Annotated in this window: 18 protein-coding genes; 9 read left to right on the top strand and 9 right to left on the bottom strand. The window is 72.5% G+C overall.

The window, feature by feature from the left end:
* Positions 1-99: 99 nt before the first annotated feature.
* Both CW362_RS15540 and CW362_RS15535 read left to right on the top strand, forming a co-directional pair.
* Positions 100-1,113, top strand: coding sequence for a Gfo/Idh/MocA family protein (locus CW362_RS15540; RefSeq protein WP_103550043.1), 1,014 nt, complete (start codon positions 100-102; stop codon positions 1,111-1,113).
* Between the two features lie 370 nt (positions 1,114-1,483).
* Complete coding sequence (locus CW362_RS15535) at positions 1,484-2,950, top strand: PP2C family protein-serine/threonine phosphatase (RefSeq protein ID WP_103550042.1); 1,467 nt, start codon at positions 1,484-1,486, stop codon at positions 2,948-2,950.
* Between the two features lie 205 nt (positions 2,951-3,155).
* Here CW362_RS15535 and CW362_RS15530 read toward each other — a convergent pair whose 3' ends face one another.
* A complete protein-coding gene (locus CW362_RS15530) occupies positions 3,156-4,658 on the bottom strand; it encodes a DNA-binding protein NsdB (RefSeq protein ID WP_103550041.1) in 1,503 nt (500 codons plus the stop codon).
* A 231-nt stretch (positions 4,659-4,889) separates the two neighbouring features.
* On the opposite strand from CW362_RS15530, the gene CW362_RS15525 reads away from it, so the two are divergent.
* From CW362_RS15525 to CW362_RS15515, 3 genes are all read left to right on the top strand, one after another.
* The gene (locus CW362_RS15525; protein WP_103550040.1) at positions 4,890-6,029 is read left to right on the top strand and encodes an aminoglycoside phosphotransferase family protein; all 1,140 of its coding nucleotides are present in this window, start codon (positions 4,890-4,892) and stop codon (positions 6,027-6,029) included.
* 261 nt (positions 6,030-6,290) lie between these two features.
* Positions 6,291-8,261: an N-acetylmuramoyl-L-alanine amidase gene (locus tag CW362_RS15520; protein WP_103550039.1), complete on the top strand. Its 1,971-nt coding sequence runs from the start codon at positions 6,291-6,293 to the stop codon at positions 8,259-8,261.
* Positions 8,262-8,462: 201 nt separating this feature from the next.
* Positions 8,463-10,781 carry a SpoIIE family protein phosphatase gene (locus CW362_RS15515; protein ID WP_206300963.1) on the top strand — a complete coding sequence of 773 codons (2,319 nt, stop codon included), beginning with the start codon at positions 8,463-8,465 and terminating at the stop codon, positions 10,779-10,781.
* 21 nt (positions 10,782-10,802) lie between these two features.
* Here CW362_RS15515 and CW362_RS15510 read toward each other — a convergent pair whose 3' ends face one another.
* The 7 genes from CW362_RS15510 to CW362_RS15480 form a co-directional block, all read right to left on the bottom strand.
* Complete coding sequence (locus CW362_RS15510) at positions 10,803-11,300, bottom strand: hypothetical protein (protein ID WP_103550037.1); 498 nt, start codon at positions 11,298-11,300, stop codon at positions 10,803-10,805.
* 218 nt (positions 11,301-11,518) lie between these two features.
* A complete protein-coding gene (locus tag CW362_RS15505; protein ID WP_103550055.1) occupies positions 11,519-14,410 on the bottom strand; it encodes an ATP-binding protein in 2,892 nt (963 codons plus the stop codon).
* A gap of 241 nt (positions 14,411-14,651) precedes the next feature.
* The gene (locus CW362_RS15500; protein WP_037615767.1) at positions 14,652-14,894 is read right to left on the bottom strand and encodes a DUF397 domain-containing protein; all 243 of its coding nucleotides are present in this window, start codon (positions 14,892-14,894) and stop codon (positions 14,652-14,654) included.
* An 82-nt stretch (positions 14,895-14,976) separates the two neighbouring features.
* A complete protein-coding gene (locus CW362_RS15495) occupies positions 14,977-16,143 on the bottom strand; it encodes a thiolase domain-containing protein (RefSeq protein ID WP_103550036.1) in 1,167 nt (388 codons plus the stop codon).
* On the bottom strand, positions 16,140-17,195 hold the full coding sequence (locus CW362_RS15490) for a thiolase domain-containing protein (protein WP_103550035.1): 1,056 nt from the start codon (positions 17,193-17,195) through the stop codon (positions 16,140-16,142). Before CW362_RS15490 ends, CW362_RS15495 begins: the two co-directional genes overlap by 4 nt.
* Positions 17,196-18,137, bottom strand: a complete 942-nt coding sequence (locus CW362_RS15485) for a Zn-ribbon domain-containing OB-fold protein (protein ID WP_103550034.1) — start codon at positions 18,135-18,137, stop codon at positions 17,196-17,198.
* Positions 18,138-18,216: 79 nt separating this feature from the next.
* Positions 18,217-19,017 (bottom strand): crotonase/enoyl-CoA hydratase family protein, encoded by an 801-nt coding sequence (locus CW362_RS15480; protein WP_103550033.1) that lies wholly within the window; start codon positions 19,015-19,017, stop codon positions 18,217-18,219.
* Positions 19,018-19,213: 196 nt separating this feature from the next.
* Between CW362_RS15480 and CW362_RS15475 the strand changes: the two genes are divergently transcribed.
* The 4 genes from CW362_RS15475 (at position 19,214) to paaK (ending at position 25,117) form a co-directional block, all read left to right on the top strand.
* On the top strand, positions 19,214-20,887 hold the full coding sequence (locus CW362_RS15475) for an acyl-CoA synthetase (RefSeq protein ID WP_103550032.1): 1,674 nt from the start codon (positions 19,214-19,216) through the stop codon (positions 20,885-20,887).
* Between the two features lie 379 nt (positions 20,888-21,266).
* Positions 21,267-22,226 carry a 5-dehydro-4-deoxyglucarate dehydratase gene (locus CW362_RS15470; protein WP_103550054.1) on the top strand — a complete coding sequence of 320 codons (960 nt, stop codon included), beginning with the start codon at positions 21,267-21,269 and terminating at the stop codon, positions 22,224-22,226.
* 110 nt (positions 22,227-22,336) lie between these two features.
* Positions 22,337-23,671 carry an enolase C-terminal domain-like protein gene (locus CW362_RS15465; protein WP_103550031.1) on the top strand — a complete coding sequence of 445 codons (1,335 nt, stop codon included), beginning with the start codon at positions 22,337-22,339 and terminating at the stop codon, positions 23,669-23,671.
* Between the two features lie 138 nt (positions 23,672-23,809).
* Positions 23,810-25,117: a phenylacetate--CoA ligase PaaK gene (paaK, locus tag CW362_RS15460; protein WP_103550030.1), complete on the top strand. Its 1,308-nt coding sequence runs from the start codon at positions 23,810-23,812 to the stop codon at positions 25,115-25,117.
* Between the two features lie 51 nt (positions 25,118-25,168).
* Here paaK and CW362_RS15455 read toward each other — a convergent pair whose 3' ends face one another.
* A complete protein-coding gene (locus CW362_RS15455; protein ID WP_103550029.1) occupies positions 25,169-26,668 on the bottom strand; it encodes an acyl-CoA synthetase in 1,500 nt (499 codons plus the stop codon).
* Positions 26,669-26,733 lie beyond the last annotated feature (65 nt).

Here is a 26,733-nt window from a genome sequence, read left to right as displayed (position 1 = left end):
TGTGCGGGCATCGGGGTGCTGCGTCACCGATCTCCGCGGCCGACAATCGGATCACCGGGACGGAACGGCCCGGGCAGTCGTCGGAGAGGTGCGCACCGCGTGAGCGATCTGTTGGGTGTGGCGGTACTGGGTGCCGGACACATGGGAGCCGACCATGTACGCCGTCTGGACCGGGTGGTGAGCGGCGCCAGGGTCGCCGCCGTGGCGGATCCCGACACCGGTCGCGCCGCGGAGGCGGTCGCCGGCATCGACGACGTGTCGGTCCACGCCGAGGCGGCTGCCGCGCTCGACGCGCCCGGGGTGGAGGCCGTGCTGATCGCCTCCCCCGGTCCCGCGCACGAGGAGGCCCTGCTCGAGGCGTTCGCCCGGGGCCTGCCGGTGCTGTGCGAGAAGCCGCTGGTCCCGGAGTCGGCCGGGGCGCTGCGGGTGATGGAGGCGGAGGTACGGCTCGGGCGGCGGCTGGCGCAGGTCGGGTTCATGCGCCGGTACGACGCCGAGTACCTGCGTCTGAAGTCCCTGCTGGACGGCGGCCGGCTGGGCCGCCCGCTGATGCTGCACTGCACGCACCGCAACGTCTCCTCCCCACCGGACTTCACCTCGGCGATGCTGGTCAACAGCTCCGTCTCGCACGAGATCGACGCGGCGCGCTGGCTGCTGGGCCAGGAGCTCACGGCGGTGACGGTGCTGCGCCCCCGCTCGTCCTCGTCCGCGCCCGAGGGGCTGATCGACCCTCAGTTCGTCCTGTTCGAGACGGCTGGTGGTGCCCTGGTCGACGTCGAGGTCTTCGTGAACTGCGGGTTCGGCTACCAGGTGGCGTGCGAGGCGGTGTGCGAGGCGGGGAGCGCGCGGATCGGGGACGAGCGCTCCCTGGCCGTGACGACGGTGGACGGGCGGCACGAGGAGGTGGCGCGGGACTATCTCGTGCGCTTCGCCGACGCCTACGACCGTGAGGTGCAGGCCTGGGTGGACGCCACCCGGGCCGGCCGGGTCACCGGGCCCGGGGTCTGGGACGGGTACGCGGCGTCCGCCGTCGCCGAGGCGGGAGTCCGGGCCCTGGAGAGCGGCGGCCGGGTGGCCGTCGAACTCGTCCCGCGCCCGGACCTCTACGCCTGACCGGTCCGCCGGCGGGCGGTGGTCGTGCGCTTCCCGGCGCGAAGAAGCGGTGCCGCGGCCGGAGGCGCGGACTTCGCGGGCCCCCTGAACACCCTCCGGACACTCGCACACATGCCCTTCGAACAGCAGGATGAAAGCCTGGTGCGGAAGCGCCCGTGCCCCTCAAGTCACGTACGGTGTCTACGACTTGGCTCCACCCGATGACTACCGCATCGGGACCGGTCGCCCACTCCGGGAGGACTGCGGCATATACCAGAAGCACGACCGTATCGGGTGTTGCCAAATCCCTTACAGCGCGTCGCGGGCTGTGCGACAGTCGTAGCGGTCCTTCCGTCACCCAGGTCGTACCGTCCCCGCATCGGAGTACGTCATGCCACCCCATCTCTCTGCGGACCGCCCCGCCGCCCAGCCGCCCCGGCGCGGCACGGTCGACGCGCTCATCTCGCAGACGCGGCGCCTGCGCGGCGAGGTGGACGCGGTACGGCGTGAGGCACCCGCCGACGAGGGGGACGCACAGGGACGCTGGCAGCGCGCACTGTGCAACCTGGCACTGCACCAGCTGAACGATCTGGACGCGCACCTGGCCCAGTTGCGGGACGGACCGCCGGCCGTGCCCGTCCAGCCCCGGGCCACCCCCGCGGCCCGGACCGCACCGGCCGCGCCCCGGCACGGCTCGCTGCTGAGCCGGGTCGGCAGCGCCGAGTGGAACCTGCTGACGGACGAGGCCAGTTGGTCCGGCGAGTTCTACCAGATCCTGGGCCGCGACGCCGCCGCTCCCCCGCTCACCCTCGACGAACTGCCCTCACTGGTCCTCGACGAGGACCGGCCGATGCTGACGGCGATGGTCACCGACTGCCTCATCGACGCCAAGCCCATCGACGGGGAGTTCCGCATCACGCGCCCCGACGGCGGGGTGCGGACCGTGCACATGATGGGTGAGCCCGTACTCGACCCCGACGGCAGCACCGCCTCGATGTGGGCCGTGCTGCGCGACGTCAGCGAACTGCGCCGCAGCCAGCGGACCGTGGGCGAGACCCGCGAATCCCTCCAGCGTCAGCAGCACGTCGCACGGACCGAGCACCGGCTCGCGGTCGAACTCCAGGAGGCCGTGCTGCCGCCCTGGCGCGGCTCCCTGCGCTTCCCGCGCCAGGGGCCCCGGGCGCTGGACGTGGCGGCTCACTACCTGCCGTCGTCGAGCAGCGCGCTGATCGGCGGCAACTGGTACGACGCGCTCGAACTCCCCGACGGGGAGACCCTGCTGAGCGCCGGCGACCTCACCGGCCACGGAGTCACCGCGACCTCGGGAGTGGCGATGCTGCTCGGCGCGCTGCGCGGCATGGCGGTGGCGGGCACCCGGCCGGGTCAACTCCTCGCCTGGATGAATCAGTTGATCGACTCCACCGTCCAGCCCGCCCTGGGCAGTGCCGTCTGCTGCCGCTACCTCCCGGAGACCCGCACCCTCAGCTGGGCACAGGCGGGGCACCCCGCCCCGCTGCTGTTCCGCGACGGGACGGGGCGTGCGCTGGCCGCGCCGGACGGCGTACTGCTCGGAGCCACCTCCGGTGCCGTCTACGGGCAGGCCGAGGAGAGCCTCCGCGTGGGCGACCTGCTGCTCCTGCACACCGGAGGGCTGGTCCCCCGGCGATCGGAGGCCCCGCTTCCCGGCGAAGCCGAGGGCCGGGGAGAGACAGCGGCCGTCCGGAGGCTGCTCGGCCTGGCCCCACGCTTCGGCGAGGCCCGTACGGCCCAGGACTGCATCCGGTTGGTTGTCGAGGAATTCGGCGGAACCGAGCGCGAGGACGACGCCTGTGTGCTCATAGCCCGGATCGGATCCTGACGTCGAGGACGGCAGGGAGACCGACGGCAGGGACACCGAGGACACCGGGAGCCCGAAGGCACCGGAGCCGGACGACACGTCGGAGAGACGGCCAGGACCGGCATCCTCCCCTGACGGCCACTGACGTCGTTGTCAGCCGAGCCGTCGCAGCACGGTCGGCGCCGCAACACCCGCCGCGCACGAGGTGTCGAGGACGCGAAGTCCCCTAGACCCGCGTGCTGCTGCCCTGCCTGGGCTTGAGCGAACCCTTCGGCAGCGCGAGTTTGATCTCCTCACGCAGATCGCTGATCTTCGGATAGCTGGAGTACTGCCCGGTGAGCCGGTACATCTCGCGCAGCCGGTCCCAGGTGCGATGGGAGGAGTTGGCGCCCATCGACGTCAGGGCCAGTCGCGCGTAGCGATCGGCCTGTTCGGGATCGTCGGCGATGAAGCAGGCCGACGCGAGCGAGATGTGGTCGAAGATCTTCGACCGGTCCCGCCCCGACTCCCGCAGTTTCAGCGCCTCCTTGGCGTGCCGTTGCGCGGTCGCCGCGGCGGCCGGCTCGTGCTCGGCGAGGGTGCGGTAGGCGAGCGCCTGCATGCCGTGCATGTCGGCCTCGTCGAACAACTGCATCCAGCTGGGCGGTGGTACGTCACCGCGGTCGGAGACGAACAGCTCCTCCGCCATGCCGAGGGTCCGCCGCATGGCCTGGCCCCTGCCCATGGACGCCTGTGCCCAGGCCTCGATGGTGTGCAGCATCGCCTGGGTGCGGGGCAGCACCTCGTCACCCGAACCGGACTTGGCGAGCTTCATGAGGTCGAGCGCGTCGTCGGGCCGGCCCAGGTGCACCATCTGGCGGGCCGCCCTCGAGAGCGCCTCCCCCGCACGGGGCCGGTCGCCGCCCTCCCGGGCCGCGTGGGCGGCGATGACGAAGTACTTCTGAGCCGTGGGCTCCAGGCCGACGTCGTGCGACATCCAGCCCGCGAGGACGGCGAGGTTGGCGGCGACGCCCCACAGGCGCCGTTGGAGATGGTCGGGGTGCCGGTAGGAGAGCATGCCTCCCACTTCGTTGAGCTGGCCCACCACGGCCTTGCGTTGCAGCCCGCCGCCGCGGGACGCGTCCCAGGCCCGGAACACCTCGACGGAGCGCTCCAGTTCCTCGATCTCCTGCGACCCGATGGGGGCGGCCTCGTAACGGTCGAACCCGGCGGGGTCGGCGTGCAGGGGGTCTTCGAACTGCGGAGCGTCGGCCGTCAGGGCCGGATCGGTGTGCAGCCAGTCTCGCATGGCAGTGCTGAGTGCGGATCCCGCGGCGAGCGCGGCACCCGCGCCCACCAAGCCGCGTCGGTTGAGCATGAGGTCCATTCCCGTGAATTCGGTGAGGACCGCGGCAGTCCGCTCGGGCGCCCACGGCACTCCGTCGGGATGTTCCGCACTCCCGGCGGCGCCTTGCCGTTTCCCCGTACGCCCGCGCCTGACCAGACCGAGGTCCTCGATGGTCACGACACGGCCGAGACGCTCGGTGAACAGAGCCGCCAGCACCCGCGGCACCGGATCGCGCGGGATCTCTCCCATGTCGATCCACCGCCGCACCCGTGAGGTGTCGGTCGCCAGCTGGGGGTGGCCCATGGCCCCCGCCTGCCGGTTTACCAGCCTCGCGAGCTCACCCTTGGACCAGCCGGCCAGGCCGAACAGGTCCGACAGACGAGTGTTGGGTTGTCCGTTCACGTCAAGCCCCCAGGTTCTCGGCTGATTTCGACAGTAACCGCCTGTCAGTTGCTGAGCGACTATTCGCCAGGGTTCGCCAGGGTGCGCCAGATGGTGTGCCAGTGGACGTCGGGTGTCAGGTAGGAACGCGCCACCCCGACCCGGTTGCCAGGGACATTCCCCAGGATGAACCAGGCGGCCGGGGCGGGCAGCGCGGTAACTCGCAGGCACACGAAGGGATCTGTTTCGCCCATGTACACAGCATCGTCCTCCGTGTCCGCTCCGCCCCGGTCGTTGCACCCCCGCCCGGTGGGCAGCGGCCCCTATCTCGACCCCGCGCGTCAGGCGGCCCCCGTGCTCGGTGCCGGCCGGACGCGGCGCGTGCCGGGGCTCGGCACCCAACCGCTCAGCGGGAGAATCGACTTGTCCGGCCCTCAGGGCGCCCAGCTGCGCACGGCGATCGCGTCGGTGCACCGGATCTGCCCGGAGTTCGCTCCGGTCCAGGTGCTGCGCCGCAGCGGACGCTCCGTACTCCTCGTCGGCACGACGGGACGCAGCACGGCCGTCGCCAAGTGTTTACTGGACCACTCCCCCGTCTGGGCCGAGCGGATCAGGCACGAAATAGCTGCATACCGTCTGTTCGTCCGGCATCGCCCGCCTGTTCGGGTGCCCCGGCTGATCGCGGCGGATCCGGACAACTGCACACTGGTGATCGAGCGCATGCCGGGCCGGGTGGCCGCGCTCCAGCGCCACCCGCTCGAGACGCCGCCCCGCGCCGACATCCGCGCCGCGCTGGGCGCCATCTGCCGGCTGAACGCCTGGCGGCCGCCGGCCGGGACCTTCGACGCCCCGCTGGACTACGCGGAACGGATCTCCCGCTTCCATGAGCTGGGGCTGCTCACCGACCGGGACATGGGCGACCTGCAAAAGCTGGTGCACGGCATCGCGACCACCTCCGGCCGCCAGGGCATGGGTCAGTTCTGCCACGGCGACGCCCTCCTGTCGAACGTCCTCCTGTCACCGGCCGGTCCAGTGCTGGTGGACTGGGAGCACGCGGGCTGGTACCTGCCGGGCTACGACCTGGCGACGCTGTGGGCGGTCCTCGGCGACGCCCCGGTGACGCGCCGCCAGATCAGCCAGCTCGCGCAGTCGGCGGGACCGGCGGCGCGGGACGCCTTCCTGGTGAACCTGATGATCGTCCTGACCCGCGAGATCCGTACCTACGAGACGGCCGTGCAGCGTTCCCTGCACGACACGGCCCCGGCGGCAGCGGGCCCGGCGCACCCGGCTGCTGCGCCGTCCAGCGAGGAACAGCGGCTGCTGCTGAGGCGGCTGCACGACGACTGCCAGCTGGCCCGGCGGGCCGTACGCGCGGCGGTCGGCACTCGCTGAAGGGGAACGGAGGTCCGCGGTGGGCCGGCGCGCCGGCCCACCGCGGACCTCCCTCGCGCCCGGCCGCCGTTCGGGGCATTGGTCCACGCCACTGACGCCCCGCAGGCCGGGGAGCCACCGCCACGAAACCCCCTTCACCCCACGTTGACATGGGAAATCACCTCCTCCTGAGCATGATTGACGGATCGTCGGGGAGCCGGTAGCACTGACGCGTTCGGCTCTCGCACGCCCCACCGCGCCCGACCGTCCCAGGAGGCTGCATTGCACCGGTCCGCCACCGAACCCGAAGGCACCACCAGGCGCAGACGCGCGCGCAGGTCCGCAGGAGCCGTCGCCTCGGCGGCGCTGCTGCTCCCGCTGCTCGGCGCGGCTCCGTCGAGTTCCGCCGAAGAGACGCCCGCGACCGAGCTGCAGCGGGCCTTCGCCACCGCGTCCGCCGAGTACCACGTCCCGCAGGACGTGCTCCTCGCCGTTTCCTATCTGCAGTCCCGCTGGGACACGCACGCCGGTGCCCCGAGCGTCACCGGCGGCTACGGCCCCATGCACCTGACCGACGCCCGGACGGCGATCGCCGCGGCCCCGCACCACAGCGACGGCACGGAGGACGCCCGCGGCGACGGCTCGCGCCGCGCCCTCCTGCCCGACGCACGGGTGCCCACGGACTCCCGGCTCCCGGCGCGGCTCAAGACCCTCACGAAGGCCGCCGGTCTCACCGGCCTGCCCGCGGAGCGGCTGCGCACCGACGCGGCGGCCAACGTCGCGGGCGGTGCCGCGCTCCTGGCCGCCGCGCAGCGCGACCTCGGCGAGCCCCTGAGCGACGACGCCTCCGACTGGTACGCGGCGGTGGCGCGCTTCTCCGGAGCGGACGACAGCGCCACCGCGGCGGCCTACGCCGACGACGCCTACGCCGTGATGCGCACGGGCGAGCGGCGCACCACGGACACCGGCCAGCGGGTGACGCTCGCCGCGCGGCCCGGACTGAGCCCCGACACCGCGCGGCTGCGCCGTGCGGGGCTGCGGACCGCCTCCGCCGACGGCACGGAATGCCCGCGGACCGTGTCCTGCGAGTGGATCCCCGCCCCGTACGCGGAGTTCGGCGACGGCGACTACGGCAACCACGACCTGGGCGACCGGCCCGCCTCGCAGAGCATCAAGTACATCGTCATCCATGACACGGAAGGCACCTGGGACGGTGTGCTGAACCTCGTCCAGGACCCGACCTATGTGTCGTGGAACTACACCCTGCGCTCGACCGACGGGCACATCGCCCAGCACGTGAAGGCCAAGGACGTGGCCTGGCACGCGGGCAACTGGTACATCAACGCGAAGTCGATCGGCCTGGAGCACGAGGGCTTCCTGACCGCGCCCGACACCTGGTACACCGAGGAGATGTACCGGGCCTCCGCGCGCCTGGTGCGCTACCTCGCCCGGAAGTACGACATCCCGCTGGACCGGCAGCACATCCTCGGGCACGACAACGTCCCGGGCCCCACGGCCTCCACGATCCCGGGCATGCACACGGACCCGGGCCCGTACTGGGACTGGCAGCACTACTTCACCCTGCTCGGGCACCCGTTCCACCCGACGTTCGGCAAGGGCGCCGACCTGGTGACCGTCCTGCCCGACTACGACACCAACCAGCCGGTGTACACGGGCTGCGTCACCAAGGGCGAGCCCTGCGCCGCGCACGGATCGAGCGAGGTGCGCCTCTACTCCCAGCCGGACGAGAACTCGCCGCTGGTCCAGGACATCGGCCTGTACCCGAAGGGCGACCCCTCGACGACCGGCGTGAACGACGTCGCCTCGCGCGTCTCGACCGGCCAGCGGTACGCGCTCGCCGGAAGGGACGGCGACTGGACGGCGATCTGGTACCTCGGCCAGAAGGCCTGGTTCGAGAACCCGCGCAAGCGGCCGACCGCGGTGCGGGCGTCGGGGCCGGCCGTGACCCCCAAGGAGGGGCTGGCGGAGATCCCCGTGTACGGCAGGGCGTACCCGGAGAAGGAGGCGTACCCGGCGGGCGTGCCCGTCCAGGCCGTGTCGCCCCTGCCGTACAAGATCCTCGCCGGTCAGCGCTACGCGGCCGGTGACAAGGTGCCCGGCGAGTACTTCTACGCGCCGACCTTCGACACGACGCCGCACCGGGTCGTGATCGGCACGGACATGTACTACGAGATCCAGTTCGGGCACCGGGTGCAGTTCGTGCGGGCGGCGGACGTGGACCTGGTCCCGTAGACCGCCGACGGTCCGGAACCGGGCCCGTGCGGAGCCCGGCTCCGGACCGTCGAAGACAATCACACCGGCAACCGGCCAGGGAAAGCGCCGACGAGGACAGGTTCGGCCGCGGTCGGGACAGTTAACGACATGTAACCGCGCACCTGCTCTCCGTACGCTCTGATGGGCCGTTCACAGAACACGGCACACCCTGGGGCAGGCATGGGCAACTTCGTCGAAGAGACTTCACCGCGGCCGGCCGGTGCGGCGGTCCCCCAGCGATGCGCGTGCGGTGGTGAACCGCGCAACGACGCGCCGGCGGGGGCCGAGGAAAGGTTTCGGGGTCTGCTGGAGGCGGCGCCCGACGCCATGGTCATCGTCGACGACACCGGCACCATCAAACTCGTCAACGCCCAGACCGAAGCCCTCTTCGGCTACACCCGCGATGAGCTCCTCGGCCGCCCCGTCGAGCTCCTCGTGCCCGACCGCTTCCGCGCCCACCACCACCATCACCGCAAGGGCTACTCGGACAACCGCCAGGTCCGCCCGATGGGCGCGGGACTCGAACTGCACGGACTGCGCAAGGACGGCACCGAGTTCCCCGTCGAGATCAGCCTCAGCCCACTGGAGACCACCGACGGACTGCTCGTCTCCGCCGCCGTCCGCGACGTCAGTGACCGCAAAGCCGCTGAGGAAAGGTTTCGGGGTCTGCTGGAGGCGGCGCCCGACGCCATGGTCATCGTCGACGACACCGGCACCATCAAACTCGTCAACGCCCAGACCGAAGCCCTCTTCGGCTACCGGCGCAAGGAACTCCTCGGCCGCCCCGTCGAGCTCCTCGTGCCCGACCGCTTCCGCGCCCACCACCACCATCACCGCAAGGGCTACTCGGACAACCGCCAGGTCCGCCCGATGGGCGCGGGACTCGAACTGCACGGACTGCGCAAGGACGGCACCGAGTTCCCCGTCGAGATCAGCCTCAGCCCACTGGAGACCACCGACGGACTGCTCGTCTCCGCCGCCGTCCGCGACGTCAGCGAGCGCAGGCGCGCCGAGGCCCGGATCAACGAACTGGCCGGTCTCGTGGAGTCCTCCCAGGACGCGATCCTGGCCAAGACCCTGGACGGTCACATCACCTACTGGAACGCGGCGGCGCAACGGCTGTACGGCTACTCGCGGGCCGAGGTGATGGGCAAGCACGTGTCCCTCCTCGCGACCGCGGAGCGGCGGAGCGAGATCGACACGCTCCTGGACCGGCTGCGCAGCGGCGAGAAGGTCGAGCACTTCGAGACCCTGCGGCTGACCCGCTCGGGCGCCCTGCTGGACGTGGACATCACGCTGTGGCCCACCCGGGACGCGGACGGCACGGTGATCGGCGCGTGCGCGATCGTCCGGGACATCAGCGACCGCAAGAGGGCCGAGGCCGAGCTGACCTTCCTGTACGAGCAGCAGCGGCACATCGCGCTGACCCTCCAGCGCAGCCTCATGGGCACCCCGCCCGCCATCCCCGGTCTGAACACGGCGAGCCGCTACCGGCCCGCCACGCAGGGAGCGGGAGTCGGCGGTGACTGGTTCGACCTGATCCCGCTGGGAGCGGGCCGGGTCGGGGTGCTGATCGGCGATGTGATGGGCCGCGGCCTGGACGCCGCCGCCGTGATGGGCCAACTGCGGTCGGCCGCGCACGCCCTGGCCAAGACCGGTATGCAGCCCCGCCAGTTGATGCAGGCCCTGGAGGCCGTCGTCGGCGATCTGGACGTGCCCGACCAGCTCGTGACCTGCTGCTATCTGGTCATCTCCGCCGACGCGGGCGAGGTGACGGTCTGCTCGGCCGGGCATCTGCCGACCCTGGTGGCCACGCCCGGCGCCGGTGCCCGGCCGCTCCCCGCGCCGGTGAACGCGCCGCTCGGCGTCGGCGGCATCCTCTACGAGCAGGCGACCTCGTTGATCCCGCCCGGGGCGACGCTCGTCCTGTACACCGACGGTCTGATCGAGACGCCCGGCAGCGACATCGAGGACCAGCTCACCGCGCTCACGGGGACCCTCGCGGACCTGTTCGCCACCGCGCCCGATCTGGAGGACGCCGCCGACCACGTGCTGTCCACCCTGCTGCCGGACGGCGACGGGCACAACGACGACGTCACGCTGCTGCTCACCCGGCTCCCCGACGGACCCCTGGCCACCGTCAACACGGACCTGCCCGCGGTGCCCGAATCGGTTCCGGAGGGGCGTGCCTTCCTCAGCAAGGCGCTGACGGCCTGGGACTGCGCTCCCGCCGCGGACGACGCCCGGCTCCTGCTCTCCGAGGTCCTCACCAACGCCGTGCAGCACGCCCAGGGGCCCATCGTCCTGCACCTGTGCCGCACCGCGACCGACCTGACCGTGGAGGTCAGCGATCACAGTCCGCATCTGCCGCAGCCCCGGACGGCCGGCGAGGACGAGGAGTCGGGACGGGGGCTGATCCTGGTCCGCGCACTCGCCGACAACTGGGGCGTACGTCCCACCGACGCGGGCAAGACCACCTGGTTCACCCTCAAACTGTGAACCCGGGCGGTGAGTTCGGGCTCAGCCCTGCTGGAAGAGCTCCGCCGGGAGCGGCTTCAGGAGCGCGTACAGGTCGTCCGTGATCGGACGGTCCCAGGCGGCGATGGTCACCAGGACGTTGTCGCTGCGGTCGAACTGGACGCAGGAGATACGGGTCTCGGAGAGCTTCAGCCGGCGCACGATCATGAGGTTGTCGCCCTGCATCACCGGCATGTCCTCGGTCCCGGTGACGGTCACCTCCTCGTGGTTCTCCAGCGCGATCAGCAGCTGGGCCACCTCGAAGGGGACCTCGCCCTCGGCGACGTCCCGGGCCTGGGAGCCCTCGGGCAGATTGCCGATGATCATCGCGGGACCGCGGCCGCCGAACAGGTCGTAGCGCAGGAAGACGCCCTGACAGGTGCCGTCGGGCGCGGGCAGCAGGCCCGCGCCGAGATTGCCGGGCCAGTCGCCCGGGTCCATGGCCAGAACATCGAAGTCGGGCCCGGCGGGCGTGGCGCTGCGGCGGCGGAGGAAGGACATGCCGCAATGGTACGTGCACGGGCGCGTACCGGGCCCCACGAGGGCCTCGCGCACCGGGTCCGCGGGGGCGGGTGCGCCGGGCCGGGGGACGCCCCTGCGCACCGGGCCGGCGCGGGTCGTGCGCGCGGGGTCCACGGGCGCCGCGCACACCGGGTCGGCGGGCGCGGCGTGGGCCGGTCCGCGGGGCCGCGCGGGCCGGGGCGGACGGTCCGGCGGCGTCAGGACGTGGCCTGGTCCCCCAACGCGGCGGCGAGTCCCCTGCGGTCGGTGCCGACCTTGCGGTAGACCGCCGAAAGGAGCCGGGCGACGGCGTGCTCGTCGATGTGCAGCTCCTCGGCGATCTGGGCCGGGGTCCGGTCCCGCGCGGTGAGCGCGGCGGCGGTGCGCTCGCGGGCGGTGAGGGTGTTCGTCTCGGTGCTGTGCAGGCGGCGCGACCGCAGTCCCGCCGAGGTCAGCTCGTCGCGTGCGTCCTCGATCAGTCCGTCGGCCCCGCACTGGACCGCGGCGTCGAGGCCGCGGTAGAGGTGCTCGGCGGCTTCCCCGGGGCGCCCGGCGCGGCGCAGTTCGGTGCCCAGGGCGACCAGGGAGCAGGCCAGTTCGTAGGCGGCCGGGGAGCGCTCCAGATGGCCGACGGACTCCTCCAGGAGCGGGACGCGCTCCGGTCCGGGCGAGACCTCGGCGGCGACGCGCAGGGCGTGGCCGATGGTGGAGGGGGCGCCGTACTGGCGGGCGCGGTTCACCGCTTCGAGTGCCGTGGCGACGGCGCGCTCCGGGGCTTCGTGGTGCTCGGCGCGGGCGAGGTGGAGCTGCCAGGGACACCAGGCCGGGTTGCGCATGCCGCGCGGGTCGAGGCGGCGGCCGGCGGACGTGAGCTCGGCGGCGGCGTCCTTCGTGAGGCCGCGGGCGAGCAGGAGTTCGCCGTACACGGTCTGGGCGTCGGGGAAGGTCACGGCGGCCGAGAAGGGGGCGTGGAAGGCGTAGGCCTCGCCGATGCGGGCGGCCTGTTCGACCCGGCCCCGGGCGAGCAGGACCTGGATGAGGGTGCCCACCGCGTACCAGTGGACGGGGGTGCCGGGCCCGACGCGTTCGGCGAGCCTAAGGCCCGCGCGGACGAAGTCCTCGGCCTCGACGAGACGGCCGCGGCGGAAGCGGACGTATCCCAGGATCGTGTAGCCGAAGGAGAGGTGGGCGCCGTGCCAGCCCTGTGATTCGAAGTCGGCGATCCCGGTGGCGAAGAGTTCCTCGGTCCGGCCGGGCCGGTCGGCGTACATGAAGGTCATGGCGACCAGGACCGGGACCTCGAAGCCGCGGTCGGCCTCGGCCCAGCCGAGGCCTCCGGCCAGGGCGCGCTCGGCGTGGTGGAGGGCGACGGGGGCGGGTTCGCCGCGCAGGGTGGCGTCCCAGGCCCGCAGTCCGATGACGTAGCGCTCGGTGAGGTCGTGGCCGGTGAGCCGGTCGGCGAGGCGGGCGAGCCGTCGGGAGCGGGCGGGCGAGTCGGGTTCGTCGGCGCGGAAGGCGTCCCACATGAACTGCTCGGACTGCATGCGCAGACGTACCCGGGCGTCTCCGGTGACCGGGATCTCGCGGGCGAGGGTCTCGGAGGCCTCGGCGAGGCGGTCGCTGTGCGCGAGCACCTGGGACAGGCGGTAGACGATGTTGTGGCGCAGCTCGGGGTCGGTGATCGGTTCCTCGAGGGCGGCGCGCAGATGGTTGACGGTGTTCGTCGGCTCGGTGAGCAGGGACGCGCAGCCCAGTTCGTACAGGACCGCGGCGCGGTCCCCGAGGGGCGGCGGTTCGCGCAGGGCGCGCGCGAGGTAGCTGCGGGCCGCGTCGGGGGCTCCGGCGCGCTGGGTCTCGCGGGCCGCGGCGCGCAGCTGCTGGACGATCCAGGTGTCGCCGTCCGGGTGGGTCTCCATGAGGTGGCGGCCGGCGGCGGCCGGACCGAGGCCCTCGTCGATCACGCACCAGGCGGCCTGGCCGTGCAGGGCCACGCGGACGCTGCCGGGGATGTCGCGGTAGACGGCGGTGGCGATCAGCGGGTGGACGAATTCGAGGGGGTCGGCGCCGGTCAGGACGCGGGCGGCGCGCAGGGCGTCGGCCGCGTCGGCGGCCTCCTCGGGGCCGAGGCCCGCGACGGCGGCGGCGAGCGCGGGGCGGATCTCGGTGCCGAGCACGGCGCAGGCCCAGGCGAAGCGGACGGTCGCGGTGCCGAGGCGTTCGAGGCGGGCGACGATGCCGTTGCCCTTGACCGCGGCGGCGAGGTCGCGCAGGAGGTGCGCTCCGTCCTCGGTCGGGGTGAGGCCGCGGTCGCGGACCTTGGCGGTCAGCTCGACGGCCTCGAACGGGTTGCCCGCGGTGACCGCCCAGCACTCGCGGCAGAACGCGTCGTCGGCCTGGGTGCCGAGGTCTTCCCGGACGAGCCGGGCGACGGCCGCGGCGCTGAGCGGTTCGAGGCCGATGGGTCGTTGTCCGGCGCGGCCGGGAAGTCCCCTGAACGCCTCGGCGTGTTCGGGGAGTTCGTCGGGGCGGTAGGCGACGACGAGGAGCAGGGGGAGCTGTTCGGCGCGGGGGGCGAACGCGGCCAGCCAGCTCAGCGATTCGGCGTCGGCCCAGTGCGCGTCGTCCAGGAGGAGCACCATGGGGGCGCGCTGCACGGCGAGGTGGGTGAGCACCCAGTCGAGTCCGGCGCGCAGGCCCTGCTGGTCGGGCGGGGCGCCCTCGGAGGGCGCGCACAGGCCGAGCGCGGGGCCGACGATGGCGTACCAACTGCCCAGGGAGGCGCGGAGTTCGGCTTCGGAGAATCCGGCGAGCTGGGGTTGCAGGAGCTGCCGGGCGACGTGGAAGGCGACGCGCTGTTCCTGTTCTCCGCCGCGCGCGCTCAGCACGGTGCAGCCCTTGACCGTGGAGCGCCTTCGGACCTCGCCGAGGAGGGTCGTCTTGCCGATTCCGGCGCGTCCGGCGAAGGCGAGGAGCGCGCCGCGGGAGCGGCCCGGTGGTTCGCCGGGTTCCTGGCGCAGGCCGACCAGATCGCTCAACGCCTCGTCGGCGGCCGAGAGTTCGCCCTCTCGCTCGAAGAGCGTCCGACGGCTGCGAAGGCTGCGTTGCCCCATGATCACCCCCTGCCACGATCGCGCGTCCGCGCGGGGAGCGGATGCGGACCGTGACCTCCAGGCACCTCAGCGTACGCCCCGATCATCGGCGGGGCAGCCCGTTCGCGCGCTCCTGGTCGGAACCTTCCGCACGACGGCACGGTCGCGGGAGGACCGGGACGGCGGGCGGTCCCGCGGGCACGGCGCCCCGGGCCGCCGCCCCTGCCCGGCGCCTGGAGGGCGGGGCCCGGCGGCCGTCGGTTCAGGTCAGGTCGAACTCGCCCTCGCGGGCCCCCGATACGAACGCCCCCCACTCCGCGGGGGTGAAGATCAGGGAAGGACTCTGGGGACGGCCACTGTTGCGCATCGCGATGAAGCCCTCGACGAAGGCGATCTGGACATCGCCCCGCCCTCGGCTGCTGGACTGCCAGTCGGCGTTGCTGAGGTCCAGCTCCGGCTTGTCCCAGCCCGCGAGCGGGTGCTGCTCGATGGTGCTCTCGGCCACGTCCTGCTCCTCCCGGTTCGTCGTCCGCGGCCAGCCTAGCGATCGGCCCCTGCCGCGCACAGGCCATGTGAGGGGGAGGGTTTCAGGAGGTGGGCGGCGCGGCGCCGACCAGCCACATCGAGAAGAACTGGGATCCGCCGCCGTAGGCGTGCCCGAGGACCCGGCGAGCCCCGTCGACCTGGTGTTCTCCGGCCTGGCCGCGCACCTGGAGGGCCGCCTCGGCGAAGCGGATCATGCCGGAGGCGCCGATCGGATTGGTGGACAGGACACCGCCCGACATGTTGACGGGCAGGTCGCCCTCCAGTTCGGTCACGCCCGACTCGGTGAGTTTCCATCCCTCGCCCTCGTCGGCGAAGCCGAGGTTCTCCAGCCACATGGGCTCGTACCAGGAGAACGGCACGTACATCTCGACGGCGTCGATGTCGCGGCGGGGGTCCGCGATCCCGGCCTGGCGGTACACGTCCGCCGCGCAGTCCTTGCCGGCCTGCGGGGAGACGAAGTCCTTGCCGGCGAACAGGGTGGGTTCGCTGCGCATCGCGCCGCCGTGCATCCAGGCGGGTGGGCGGGGTGAACGGGCCGCTCCCGCGCGGTCGGTGAGGATCATCGCGCAGGCCCCGTCGGAGGAGGGGCAGGTCTCCGAGTAGCGGATCGGGTCCCAGAGCATGGGTGAGGCCTGGACCTTCTCCAGGGTGATGTCGTGCTCGTGGAGGTGCGCGTACGGGTTCTTCAGCGCGTTGCGGCGGTCCTTGTACGCGACGAGCGAGCCGACGGTGTCGGGGGCGCCGGTGCGCCGCATGTAGGCGCGTACGTGCGGGGCGAAGAAGCCGCCCGCGCCGGCGAGCAGCGGCTGCTGGAAGGGGATGGGCAGGGACAGGCCCCACATGGCGTTGGATTCGGACTGTTTTTCGTAGGCGAGGGTCAGGACCGTGCCGTGGACGCGGCCGGCGACGAGGTTGGCGGCGACGAGGGCCGTCGAGCCGCCGACGGAGCCCGCCGTGTGCACCCGGAGCATCGGTTTCCCGGTCGCGCCGAGGGCGTCGGCCAGGTACAGCTCGGGCATCATGACGCCCTCGAAGAAGTCGGGCGCCTTGCCGATGACGACGGCGTCGATGTCGGCCCACGTCAGCTCGGCGTCGGCGAGAGCGCGCAGGGCTGCCTCGCGGACGAGTCCGGCGATGGACACGTCCCGGCGTGCCGCCACGTGCTTGGTCTGGCCGACACCTACGACGGCCACGGGCTCCTTGCTCATCGGGCGTCCCCTTCGAGTACGGCGACCAGGTTCTGTTGGAGGCAGGGGCCGGAGGTGGCGTGGGCGAGCGCCCGGTCGGACTCCCCGCGGTGGACGCGCGCCGCGGCCTCGCCGATGCGGACGAGGCCCGCCGCCATGACCGGGTTGGCGGCGAGGGCTCCTCCCGAGGGGTTGACGCGCACGCCGTCGCCGAGCCGCAGCGCCTTGCGCAGGACGACTTCCTGGGAGGTGAAGGGCGCGTGCAACTCGGCCGTGTCCACCGGCCGTTCGAAGGCTCCCGCCCGTTCGGCCGCGAGCCGGGCGGAGGGTGAGTCGGTCAGGTCGCGCACCCCGAGGGAGTGGGCCTCGATGCGGTGGTCGATGCCCCGGATCCAGGCGGGCCGCTCGCACAGCTCACGGGCCCGGTCGCCCGCGGCGAGGATCACGGCGGCGGCGCCGTCGCCGACGGGCGGGCAGTCGCCGGTGCGCAGCGGCCGTACGAGGTAGTCGCCCTGGGGCACCGGACCGCGCAGCTGCGCGTGGGAGTTGGCACTCGCGTCGGCCCTGCTCCGGGCGGCGACCGAGGCGAGTTCCCGTTCGTCGGTCTCGCCCGCGTCGATGAGCGCCCGCGCCTGGAGGGCGGCGAGGGCGACCGAGTCGGGCCACAGCGGGGCCACGTAGTACGGGTCCAGCTGCCGCGTCAGGACGTCGCGCACGGAGCCGGGGGACGACTTGCCGTAGGAGTAGACGAGCGCGGTGTCGGCGTCTCCGGTCAGCAGTTTGGTCCAGGCCTCGTACAGCGCCCAGGCGCCGTCCATCTCGACGTGCGACTCGGAGATCGGGGGCCAGGCGCCGACTCCGTCGAGCGCCATGGTGAAGGAGAAGGCGCGGCCCGCGAGGTAGTCGCTGGAGCCGGAGCAGGTGAAGCCGATGTCACCGGCCTTCAGGCCCGTCCGGTCGAGGACCTCGTGCAGGACCGGGAGGAGCATCTCCACCTCGGAGAGCTCGTCGGAGGTGCGCCGGTGGTCGCTCTGCGCGAAGGCGACGACGGCGATGTCCCTGATGGGCTCCATCTACAGCATCTCCTTGTACGTCTCGTAGTCCGCGTCCGGTTCCCCGGTGGGCCGGTAGTGGTCGGGGTAACGGCCGCCCTCGGACCACACGGGTTCCACGCGCAGGCCCATCCGGACCTCGTCGTAGGGGATGCCGCCGATCCGGCCGTGCAGCGCGAGGTCGGCGCCGTCGAGGGCGATGTGCGCGTAGACGTAGGGGACTTCGATGTCGAGGTTCTTGGCCTTGATGTTGACGATGCAGTACGTGGTGACGGTGCCGCGGGGGCCGACCTCGACCCGTTCTGAGGTGGCCACCCCGCAGGTGGGGCAGGCGCCCCTGGACGGGACGTACACCTTGCGGCAGGAGGGGCAGCGTTCGCCGACGGTCCGCCGCTCGGCGAGGCCCGCTATGTAGGCGGTCTGGGCGCGGCCCGGTGAGTAGACGTAGTCGAGCCGTGCGGGGGCGACGATCCCGGTGACCATGTCCTCGAACCGGCCGTCGTGGCCCGCGGGTTCGGCGGTCGCGCCGTCGTACGGCTCGAAGCAGGCGATGTCGGTGATGGTGCCGGAGCGCTCGGCGGCCCAGCGGACGCGGACGCGCATGCCGGTGCGCACGGCGTCGGGGCCGGGGGCGTCGAGGGCGTGCAGCAGTGCGGTGTCGGCGCCGTCGAGCCTGACCAGGACCCAGGCGAAGGGGGTGGTGAGGGGCTGGCCGCGGCGGGGTTCGTGGTTCCAGGCCCAGGTGGTGACGGTTCCGGTGGGGGCCACCTCGACGAGGTCGCGCAGCTCGTCGGCGGTGACGGGGTCGTACTCGACGGGCGGGACGAGGGTGCGCCCGTCGGCGGTCCGCACGCCGAGGACGACCTGTTCGCGCAGGCCCGTGAGGAAGGCGCTCTGCACGGGTCCGAGCGAGCGGGTGAAGGGGAACTCGACGACGAGGGGGGCTTTGAGGGCTTCGGGCATCGGCGGATCTCTCCTTCCGACGGCCGGACGCGCCGTGTCCGCGGGGCGGACGGGACGTGTCCGGGACGGGGCTTGCGGGTCAGGCGCGCCGGTAGACGGGCGGGCGCTTCTCGGCGAAGGCGCGGGAGCCTTCCTTGGCGTCGGCGGTGTCGAAGACCGGCCAGCCGCGCCGCAGTTCGGCGGCGAGGCCGTCGGTCTCGGTGAGTTCGGCGGTCTCGTACACGGACGCCTTGACGGCCTCGACGGCGAGCGGACCGCAGGCGTTGATCTGCTCGGCGACGGCGAGCGCCTTCTCCAGCGCCGTGCCGTCGGGCACGACATGGCCGATCAGTCCGATGTCCGCGGCCTCCTGGGCGGTGTACGGGCGCCCGGTCAGGAGCATCTCGAGGGCGTGGGTGCGCGGGATCTGGCGTTGCAGCCGTACCGTCGAGCCGCCGATCGGGAAGAGTCCGCGCCTGACCTCGAAGAGCCCGAAGGTGGCGGAGGCTCCCGCGACCCGGATGTCGGTGCCCTGGAGGATCTCGGTGCCGCCCGCGACGCAGTGCCCTTCGACGGCCGCGATCACCGGCTTGCGCGGGCGGTGGTGGCGCAGCATGGCCTTCCAGTGCAGATCGGGGTCGGCCTTGAGCCGGTCCCGGTACTGCTCGCCCTCCATGCCCTTGCCCGCCAGCGCCTTGAGGTCCATCCCGGCGCAGAAGGCACCGCCGGCGCCGGTGAGCACGATCGAGCGGATCGCGTCGTCCTCGTCGGCCTCGACCCAGCCGTCGTACAGGCCGACCAGCATCGGCAGCGAGAGCGCGTTCCTGGCCTCGGGCCTGTTGAGCGTGAGCACCAGTGTGGCGCCTTCGCGCTGCACGGTGAGGTGTTCGGTCCCACCCATGGGTGTCCTCCCGTCTCGGATGCGAGAACAGGTTGCAGGAGGCGTCGTGCCAGTACAAGAGTTTTCTGACAGTCAGTCAGATTTCTTGTGCGGGGACCCTTCCCTCGTGCCTCGAGCTTTGCTCTGATGACCGTCGGGTCCGGGGCGGACACGCTCCGGGGAACACGGCCACGGACGTGCACGGTCAGGAGGAGCGGTGGAGTACAACCTTGCCGACCTGTTCGAGTCGGTCGTCGACGTGGTCCCGGACCGCGAGGCCCTCGTCCACCTCGACCACCCGGGCACGGGAGCGGAACGCCGCCTGACGTACGCCCAGTTGGACGCGGCCGCGAACCGCGTGGCGCACCATCTGATCGACAGCGGGATTCGCCCCGGCGAACACCTCGGCCTCCATCTGTACAACGGCGTCGAGTACCTCCAGACGGTGCTGGCCTGCCTGAAGGCCCGGATCGTCCCGGTCAACGTCAACTACCGCTACGTGGAGGAAGAGCTGGCCTACCTCTACCAGGACGCCGACCTGGTGGCGCTGGTCTTCGACGCGGAGTTCACCGGCCGGGTGGCGGCGGCACGGCTGCGGGCGCCGCGGTTGCGGCATCTCGTCCGGGTGGGGGCCGCCCTGCCCGGAGCGGGCGCGGCGGACACCGAGGGAACGGCGGGCGCGGAGGGCCCGGCAGGCGCCGAAGGCGCGGCGGACGCCGTCGAGTTCGGGGACGCCGAGGCCGCCGGCTCGCCCCTGCGCGGCTTCGCCCCGCGTTCCGCGGACGACCAGTTCATCATCTACACCGGCGGCACCACGGGGATGCCCAAGGGGGTGATGTGGCGGCAGGAGGACCTGTTCTTCGCCGGCCTCGGCGGCGGCGCGCCGACCGGCGAGCCGGTGACGAGGCCCGAGGAACTCGCCGAGCGCGTCGCGGCCGGCGGCGCCGGGATCACCTTCTTCCCCACTCCCCCGCTGATGCACGGCACCTCCACGCTCACCGCCTTCATCGCCTTCAACTTCGGCCAACGTGTCGTGCTCCACCGCAAGTTCGCGCCCGAGGAGGTCCTGCGGACGATCGAGAGGGAGAAGGTGACCAGCGTGTCGCTGGTCGGCGACGCGATGCTGCGGCCCCTGATCGACGCCTTGAGCGGCCCCTCGAAGGGCACGGACTGCTCCGCCCTGTTCAGCGTGTCCTCGTCCGGCGCGATCATGTCGGACACCGTGCGCGAACAGTTCCAGGCGCTCGTCCCGAACGTGATGCTCCTCAACAACTTCGGCTCCTCGGAGTCCGGCTTCAACGGCACGGCGACGGCCGACTCCGGCCCCGGGCGCGGCTTCCGGATCCGCGTCAACGCCCGTACGCAGGTGGTGGATCCGGTGACGCACGAGCCGGTCGCGGTCGGCGAGCCGGGACGGGTCGCACAGCGCGGCCACGTGCCCCTCGGGTACTACAACGACCCGAAGAAGACCGCCGAGACGTTCTTCCGCAAGGGCGACGAGCGCTGGGTGCTGCTCGGCGACATGGCCACGGTCGACGAGGAGGGCGTCGTCGTCGTCCTCGGCCGCGGCTCGCAGTGCATCAACACCGGCGGCGAGAAGGTCTACCCCGAGGAGGTCGAGCAGGCCCTCAAGTCGCATCCGGACGTGTACGACGCCCTGGTCGCCGGAGTGCCCGACCCGAAGTGGGGCAATCACGTGGCGGCCGTCGTCCAGCTCCGCGCGGGCGCGCCGCGGGTCTCCCTCGACGACATCCAGGCCCACTGCCGGACCCGTCTGGCCGGGTACAAGGTCCCGCGCCAGCTGGTGATCACGGACTCCGTCCAGCGGTCACCGAGCGGCAAGGCCGACTACCGGTGGGCGCGGGAGGTGGCGGTGGCGGCGGACCGGTAGCCGCCGGCACGGTCCGGATGATCCCGGCGGCGCACTCCGCGCGGTCGGCCTCCGCCGCCCCGGACCGCGGGTGACGGCCGGCCGCGCGTCCCGGCACCACGGCGCCGACGGCGCCGCCTTCACCGCGGCGGCGGGCGCCCGGTCCGGACGAGGCGGGCCCGCGGCCTCCCCCGCCGCGGGCCCGCCTCGCCGTGTCGGCACCCGCCGCTCCCGCCTTTCTCGTCACTCCCATCACTCCCACCGCTCCCGCGACGCCGACGAAGCCGCCGAAGCCGACGGCCGCGGATCCAGGGCGCCCTCCCCCATTGACCCCCGGGATTCACGAACATAACCTGAGTTCTCATACATGGACGACGTCTGTATACAGGGATGGGAACTCATGGCAGGCTTCAGCGCGGATCCGGACCGCGTGGTCCAGCGGCTGCGGGACGGCATGGCGAGCGGGGTCCTGTCCTTCCCGCTCACGAGCTTCATGGAGAACGGAGGCCTCGATCCGGAGTCGTACCGGACCTACCTGACCGGCCGGCTCGACACGGCTCCGGGCGCGGTGTTCCCCGCCTGCGGGACCGGCGAGTTCAGCGCGCTGGACGAGGACGAGTACCGCGCGATCGTCACGGCGACGGTCGAGATCGCGGACGGCCGCATGCCCGTGGTCGCGGGCACCGGCTACGGATGGGCCCAGGCGCTGCGGTTCGCCCGCATCGCGGAGGAGGCCGGCGCGGACGCCCTCCTCGTGCTGCCCCACTACCTCGTCGAGGCCCCCGAGGCGGGCCTGGTCGAGCAACTGCGCCGGATCGCCGCCGGCACCCGGCTGCCGCTCGTCGCCTACCAGCGCGGTCCGGTCGCCTTCACCCCCGAGGGGCTGCGGGCCGTCGCGGCGGTCCCGGGCGTCATCGGGCTCAAGGACGGGCACAGCGACCTCGACCGGCTCCAGCGCCTCACGCTCGCCGCGCCCGACGGCTTCCTCTTCTTCAACGGAGCCGCCACCGCCGAGATCCAGGCCCGCGCGTACGCCACCGTCGGCGTCCCCGCCTATTCGTCGGCCGTCCACGCCTTCGCCCCGGAGATCGCCGGCGCCTTCTTCGCCGCCCTGCGCACCGGCGACGAGGCGACCGTGAACAAGCTGCTGCGCGACTTCTACGTCCCGTTCGTCGAACTGCGCGACAAGGTGCCCGGCTACGCCGTGTCCCTGGTCAAGGCCGCCGCACGGCTGCGGGGCCTTCCCGTCGGCCCGGTGCGCGCGCCGCTCACCGACCCCGGCCCGGCCGACCTGTCCGCACTGGAGCGGATCCTCGACACCGGGCTGGCCCTCGTCGGAGCCGTGCGCCGGCCCGCCTGAAGCACGCGGGGGACGGCCCGGCGGGGCCCGGAGCGAGCCGTCCCCCGCCCGGCCCTCCGCCGTCATCCTGTGATCCCCGGCACCGGTCACCCTCGTACACAAGGATCGTGATGAAGAGTCAGCAACCGACGATCACCGAGTTCTCGGTCTACCCCGTCGCCGGACGGGACTGCATGGAGCTGAACCTGTCGGGCGCCCACGGCCCCTGGTTCACCCGCAACGTCGTGGTCCTGAAGGACTCCGAGGGGCGGACCGGGCTCGGCGAGGTGCCGGGCGGGGAGAAGATCACCCGGACGCTGCGCGAGGCCGGGCCGCTGGTCCTCGGGGCGAAGGTGGGCGACTACCAGCGCGTCCTGCGCGAGATCGGGGACCGCTTCGGCGACCGGGACGCGGGCGGGCGCGGCGCCCAGACCTTCGACCTGCGCACGACCGTCCACGCCGTCACCGCCGTCGAGTCGGCCCTGCTCGACCTGCTCGGCCGGCACCTCGACGTACCGGTCGCCGCCCTCCTCGGCGACGGGCGGCAGCGCGACCGGGTGCGGGTGCTGGGCTACCTCTTCTTCGTCGGCGACCCGGACCGCACGGATCTGCCGTACGTCCGCGAGCACGGCTCGGACGTGGACTGGTACCGGCTGCGGCACGAGGAGGCGCTCACGCCCGCCGCGATCGTCCGGCAGGCCGAGGCCGCCCACGCGCTGTACGGGTTCCGTGACTTCAAGCTCAAGGGCGGGGTCCTGGAGGGCGCCGAGGAGGTGCGGGCCGTACGCGCGCTCAAGGACCGCTTCCCCGAGGCGCGCGTCACCCTCGACCCCAACGGCGCCTGGTCGCTGCGCGAGGCGATCGAGCTGTGCGGGCCCCTCGTCGGCACGCTGGCCTACGCCGAGGACCCCTGCGGCGCCGAGGACGGCTACTCGGGACGGGAGGTCCTGGCCGAGTTCCGCCGGGCGACGGGACTGCCGACGGCGACCAACATGATCGCCACGGACTGGCGGCAGCTGACCCACGCCCTGGCGCTCCAGTCGGTCTCGATCCCGCTGGCCGACCCGCACTTCTGGACCATGCGGGGCTCGGTGCGCGTGGCCCAGCTGTGCAACGCGATGGGCCTGACCTGGGGCTGCCACTCCAACAACCACTTCGACATCTCGCTCGCCATGGTCACCCACTGCGGGGCCGCGGCGCCGGGCCCGTACAACGCCCTCGACACCCACTGGATCTGGCAGGAGGGCCTGGAGCGGCTCACGGTCACGCCGCCGCGCATCGTCGACGGCGAGATCGCGCTGCCGGACGCCCCCGGGCTGGGCGTCGAGCTGGACATGGACCGGCTGCTGGCGGCGCACGAGCTGTATCTGAAGGAGGCCCTCGGCGCCCGTGACGACGCGGTCGCCATGCGTCACCTCGTACCCGGGTGGGAGTTCGACCCCAGGCGGCCCGCCCTGGTGCGCTGACCAGGCAACTCGGCCCGATTCCCGCAAAAAGCTCCGCGGACCCCTTGCACTGACGGCCGACACCTGAATTACTGTCCGGAAAGGTACGACCGAATGATCGGTCGTCCGGTATGGCATGGTTGGCGAGGAGAGGGCGCGATGGCGGGCTCGACGGACTCGAAGGGCCTGCTCGACGTGGGCGAGCGGCTGGACCCGGAGGAACTGCGGGCACTCCAGCTGGAGCGGCTGCGGGCCTCGCTGCGGCACGCGTACCAGAACGTCCCCTTCTACCGGGAGTCCTTCGACAAGGCCGGACTGCACCCCGACGACTGCCGCTCGCTCGCCGACCTGGCCCGGTTCCCCTTCACGGTGAAGGCGGACCTGCGGGAGAACTACCCGTACGGGATGTTCGCCGTGCCGCAGGAGCGGATCCGGCGCATCCACGCGTCGAGCGGGACGACCGGGCGGCCCACGGTCGTCGGCTACACGGAGAACGACCTGTCCATGTGGGCCGACATGGTGGCCCGTTCGATCCGCGCGGCGGGCGGCCGGCCCGGCGACAAGGTCCACATCGCCTACGGCTACGGACTGTTCACGGGCGGACTCGGCGCCCACTACGGCGCGGAACGGCTCGGCTGCACGGTGATCCCCGCGTCCGGCGGCATGACGGCGCGTCAGGTCCAGCTGATCCAGGACCTGAAGCCCGAGATCATCATGGTGACACCGTCGTACATGCTGACCCTGCTCGACGAGTTCGAGCGCCAGGGCGTGGACCCGCGGGGCACCTCGCTGCGGGTCGGCGTGTTCGGGGCCGAGCCGTGGACCGAGGAGATGCGCCGCGAGATCGAGGAGCGGCTCGCGATCGACGCGGTCGACATATACGGGCTCTCGGAGGTCATCGGTCCCGGTGTCGCCCAGGAGTGCGTGGAGACCAAGGACGGTCTGCACATCTGGGAGGACCACTTCTACCCGGAGGTCGTCGACCCCTTCACGGGCGAGGTGCTGCCGGACGGCGAGGAGGGCGAGCTGGTCTTCACCTCGCTCACCAAGGAGGCCATGCCCGTGATCCGTTACCGGACCCGGGACCTGACCCGGCTGCTGCCCGGGACGGCGCGGTCCTTCCGCCGGATGGAGAAGATCACCGGGCGCAGCGACGACATGGTGATCCTGCGCGGGGTGAACCTCTTCCCGACGCAGATCGAGGAGATCGTGCTGCGGACACCGGGGGTCGCCCCGCACTTCCAGCTCCGGCTGACCCGCGAGGGCCGTCTCGACGCGCTCACCGTCCGGGCGGAGGCCCGGTCCGGCGCCACGCCCGAGGCGCGCGAGGCGGCGGCGCGGGCGATCACCGCGGGCATCAAGGACGGGATCGGTGTCTCGGTCACGGTGGAGATCGTCGAGCCCGAGTCCCTGGAACGTTCGGTGGGCAAGCTGAAGCGGATCGTGGACCTGCGCCCGCGTGCCTGACCGGACGCGGGCAGGGCCGCGGGGTACCTGACACCCCCGCGGCCCTGTCCGCTACACCCGGCCGAACCGGTCCCGCAGTTCGCGCTTCAGGATCTTCCCGCTGGCGTTGCGGGGCAGCTCGTCCACGAACAGGACCCGCTTGGGCGCCTTGAAATGGGCGAGCTTCTCCCGTGCGTGGGCGATCAGTTCCTCCTCGGTGACCTCGCCCCGGGGCACGACGACCGCGGTGACGGCCTCGATCCAGCGCTCGTCGGGGAGTCCGACGACGGCCACCTCGGCGACCGACTCGTGCGTGTACAGCGCGTCCTCGACCTGCCGTGAGGCGACCAGGACACCACCGGAGTTGATGACGTCCTTCACCCGGTCCACCACGGTGAAGTAGCCGTGGGCGTCGCGCACGGCGAGGTCCCCCGAGTGGAACCAGCCGTCACGGAACGCCTCGGCCGTCTCCTCCGGCTTGTCCCAGTAGCCCTCGCACAACTGCGGTGAGCGGTAGACGATTTCACCGGGTGTCCCGTCGGGCACGTCCTTGCCGTCCTCGTCGACGACCCGCGCGTCGACGAACAGGACGGGAGTGCCGCACGAGTCCATGCGGCCCTTGTGCTCGTCCGGTCCGAGGACCGTGGCGAGGGGACCGATCTCGCTCTGGCCGAAGCAGTTGTAGAAGGCGAGCTTCGGCAGCCGCTCGCGCAGCCTCTCCAGGACGGGGACCGGCATGATCGACGCGCCGTAGTACGCCTTGCGCAGCCCGCTCAGGTCGCGTTCGGCGAAGTCGGGGCGGTTGGACAGGCCGATCCACACGGTGGGCGGGGCGAACAGGCTGTCCGCACGGCCCGCCTCGATCAGGTCGAAGAGCCGGTCCGCGTCCGGCGCGTCGAGGATGGTGTTCGAGGCACCGACGGCGAGGTAGGGCAGCAGGAACACGTGCATCTGCGCCGAGTGGTAGAGCGGCAGCGAGTGCACGGGCAGGTCCCCGGCGCTCAGGTCGAGGGCGGTGATCGCGCTGAGGTACTCGTGCACCAGGGCCCGGTGCGTCATCATCGCGCCCTTGGGCAGCGCCGTGGTGCCCGAGGTGTAGAGCAGTTGCACGAGCGTGTCGCCGCGCGGCTCCTCACCGTCGTACGGGCGCGCCGCCTCCAGCCGCCGCAGGAGCGAGTCCTCCGCGTCGCGCAGCGGCAGGGTCCGGGTGCCCCCGGGGAGCCGGGCGGCGAGGTCGGGGTCGGTCAGGACCAAGGAACTTCCCGACTGGCCGACGATGTAGGCGAGGTCGTCGCCGGTCAGGTTCTGGTTCACCGGCACGTGGACGAGTCCGGCGCGGGCGCAGGCGAGGAAGCCGATCAGATAGGCGTCCGAGTTGTGGCCGTAGGCGCCCACGCGGTCCCCGGGGGACAGCCCCTCGTCGAGGAGGACGGTCGCCGCGCGGGAGACGGCCTCGTCCAGTTCCGCATACGTCCAGGAGCGCTCTCGGTAGTCGACGGCGCGCCGCGCCGGTGTGCGCCGGGCGCTGCGGCGCAGCACCCCGTCGACCGTACTGCCGTGTCCAGGCTTCATGCACGTGATCCTCGATCCGCGCAACGGCGAGGTCAAGTGAGCGCGGTGGGCCGCCGTGGCGGGCG

It is taken from the genome of Streptomyces populi (genome assembly GCF_002911015.1).
Classification (GTDB): domain Bacteria; phylum Actinomycetota; class Actinomycetes; order Streptomycetales; family Streptomycetaceae; genus Streptomyces; species Streptomyces populi.
This window is presented reverse-complemented; position numbering and strand designations above follow the sequence as displayed.

Bases quoted from the DNA above. Each gene is read 5' to 3' on its own strand.
- CW362_RS15455 (WP_103550029.1), bottom strand. From the start codon at position 26,668: ATGAAGCCTGGACACGGCAGTACGGTCGACGGGGTGCTGCGCCGCAGC.
- CW362_RS15525 (WP_103550040.1), top strand. From the start codon at position 4,890: ATGTACACAGCATCGTCCTCCGTGTCCGCTCCGCCCCGGTCGTTGCAC.
- CW362_RS15515 (WP_206300963.1), top strand. From the start codon at position 8,463: ATGGGCAACTTCGTCGAAGAGACTTCACCGCGGCCGGCCGGTGCGGCG.
- CW362_RS15485 (WP_103550034.1), bottom strand. From the start codon at position 18,137: ATGCCCGAAGCCCTCAAAGCCCCCCTCGTCGTCGAGTTCCCCTTCACC.
- paaK (WP_103550030.1), top strand. From the start codon at position 23,810: ATGGCGGGCTCGACGGACTCGAAGGGCCTGCTCGACGTGGGCGAGCGG.
- CW362_RS15470 (WP_103550054.1), top strand. From the start codon at position 21,267: ATGGCAGGCTTCAGCGCGGATCCGGACCGCGTGGTCCAGCGGCTGCGG.
- CW362_RS15535 (WP_103550042.1), top strand. From the start codon at position 1,484: ATGCCACCCCATCTCTCTGCGGACCGCCCCGCCGCCCAGCCGCCCCGG.
- CW362_RS15495 (WP_103550036.1), bottom strand. From the start codon at position 16,143: ATGAGCAAGGAGCCCGTGGCCGTCGTAGGTGTCGGCCAGACCAAGCAC.
- CW362_RS15510 (WP_103550037.1), bottom strand. From the start codon at position 11,300: ATGTCCTTCCTCCGCCGCCGCAGCGCCACGCCCGCCGGGCCCGACTTC.
- CW362_RS15505 (WP_103550055.1), bottom strand. From the start codon at position 14,410: ATGGGGCAACGCAGCCTTCGCAGCCGTCGGACGCTCTTCGAGCGAGAG.
- CW362_RS15465 (WP_103550031.1), top strand. From the start codon at position 22,337: ATGAAGAGTCAGCAACCGACGATCACCGAGTTCTCGGTCTACCCCGTC.
- CW362_RS15480 (WP_103550033.1), bottom strand. From the start codon at position 19,017: ATGGGTGGGACCGAACACCTCACCGTGCAGCGCGAAGGCGCCACACTG.
- CW362_RS15490 (WP_103550035.1), bottom strand. From the start codon at position 17,195: ATGGAGCCCATCAGGGACATCGCCGTCGTCGCCTTCGCGCAGAGCGAC.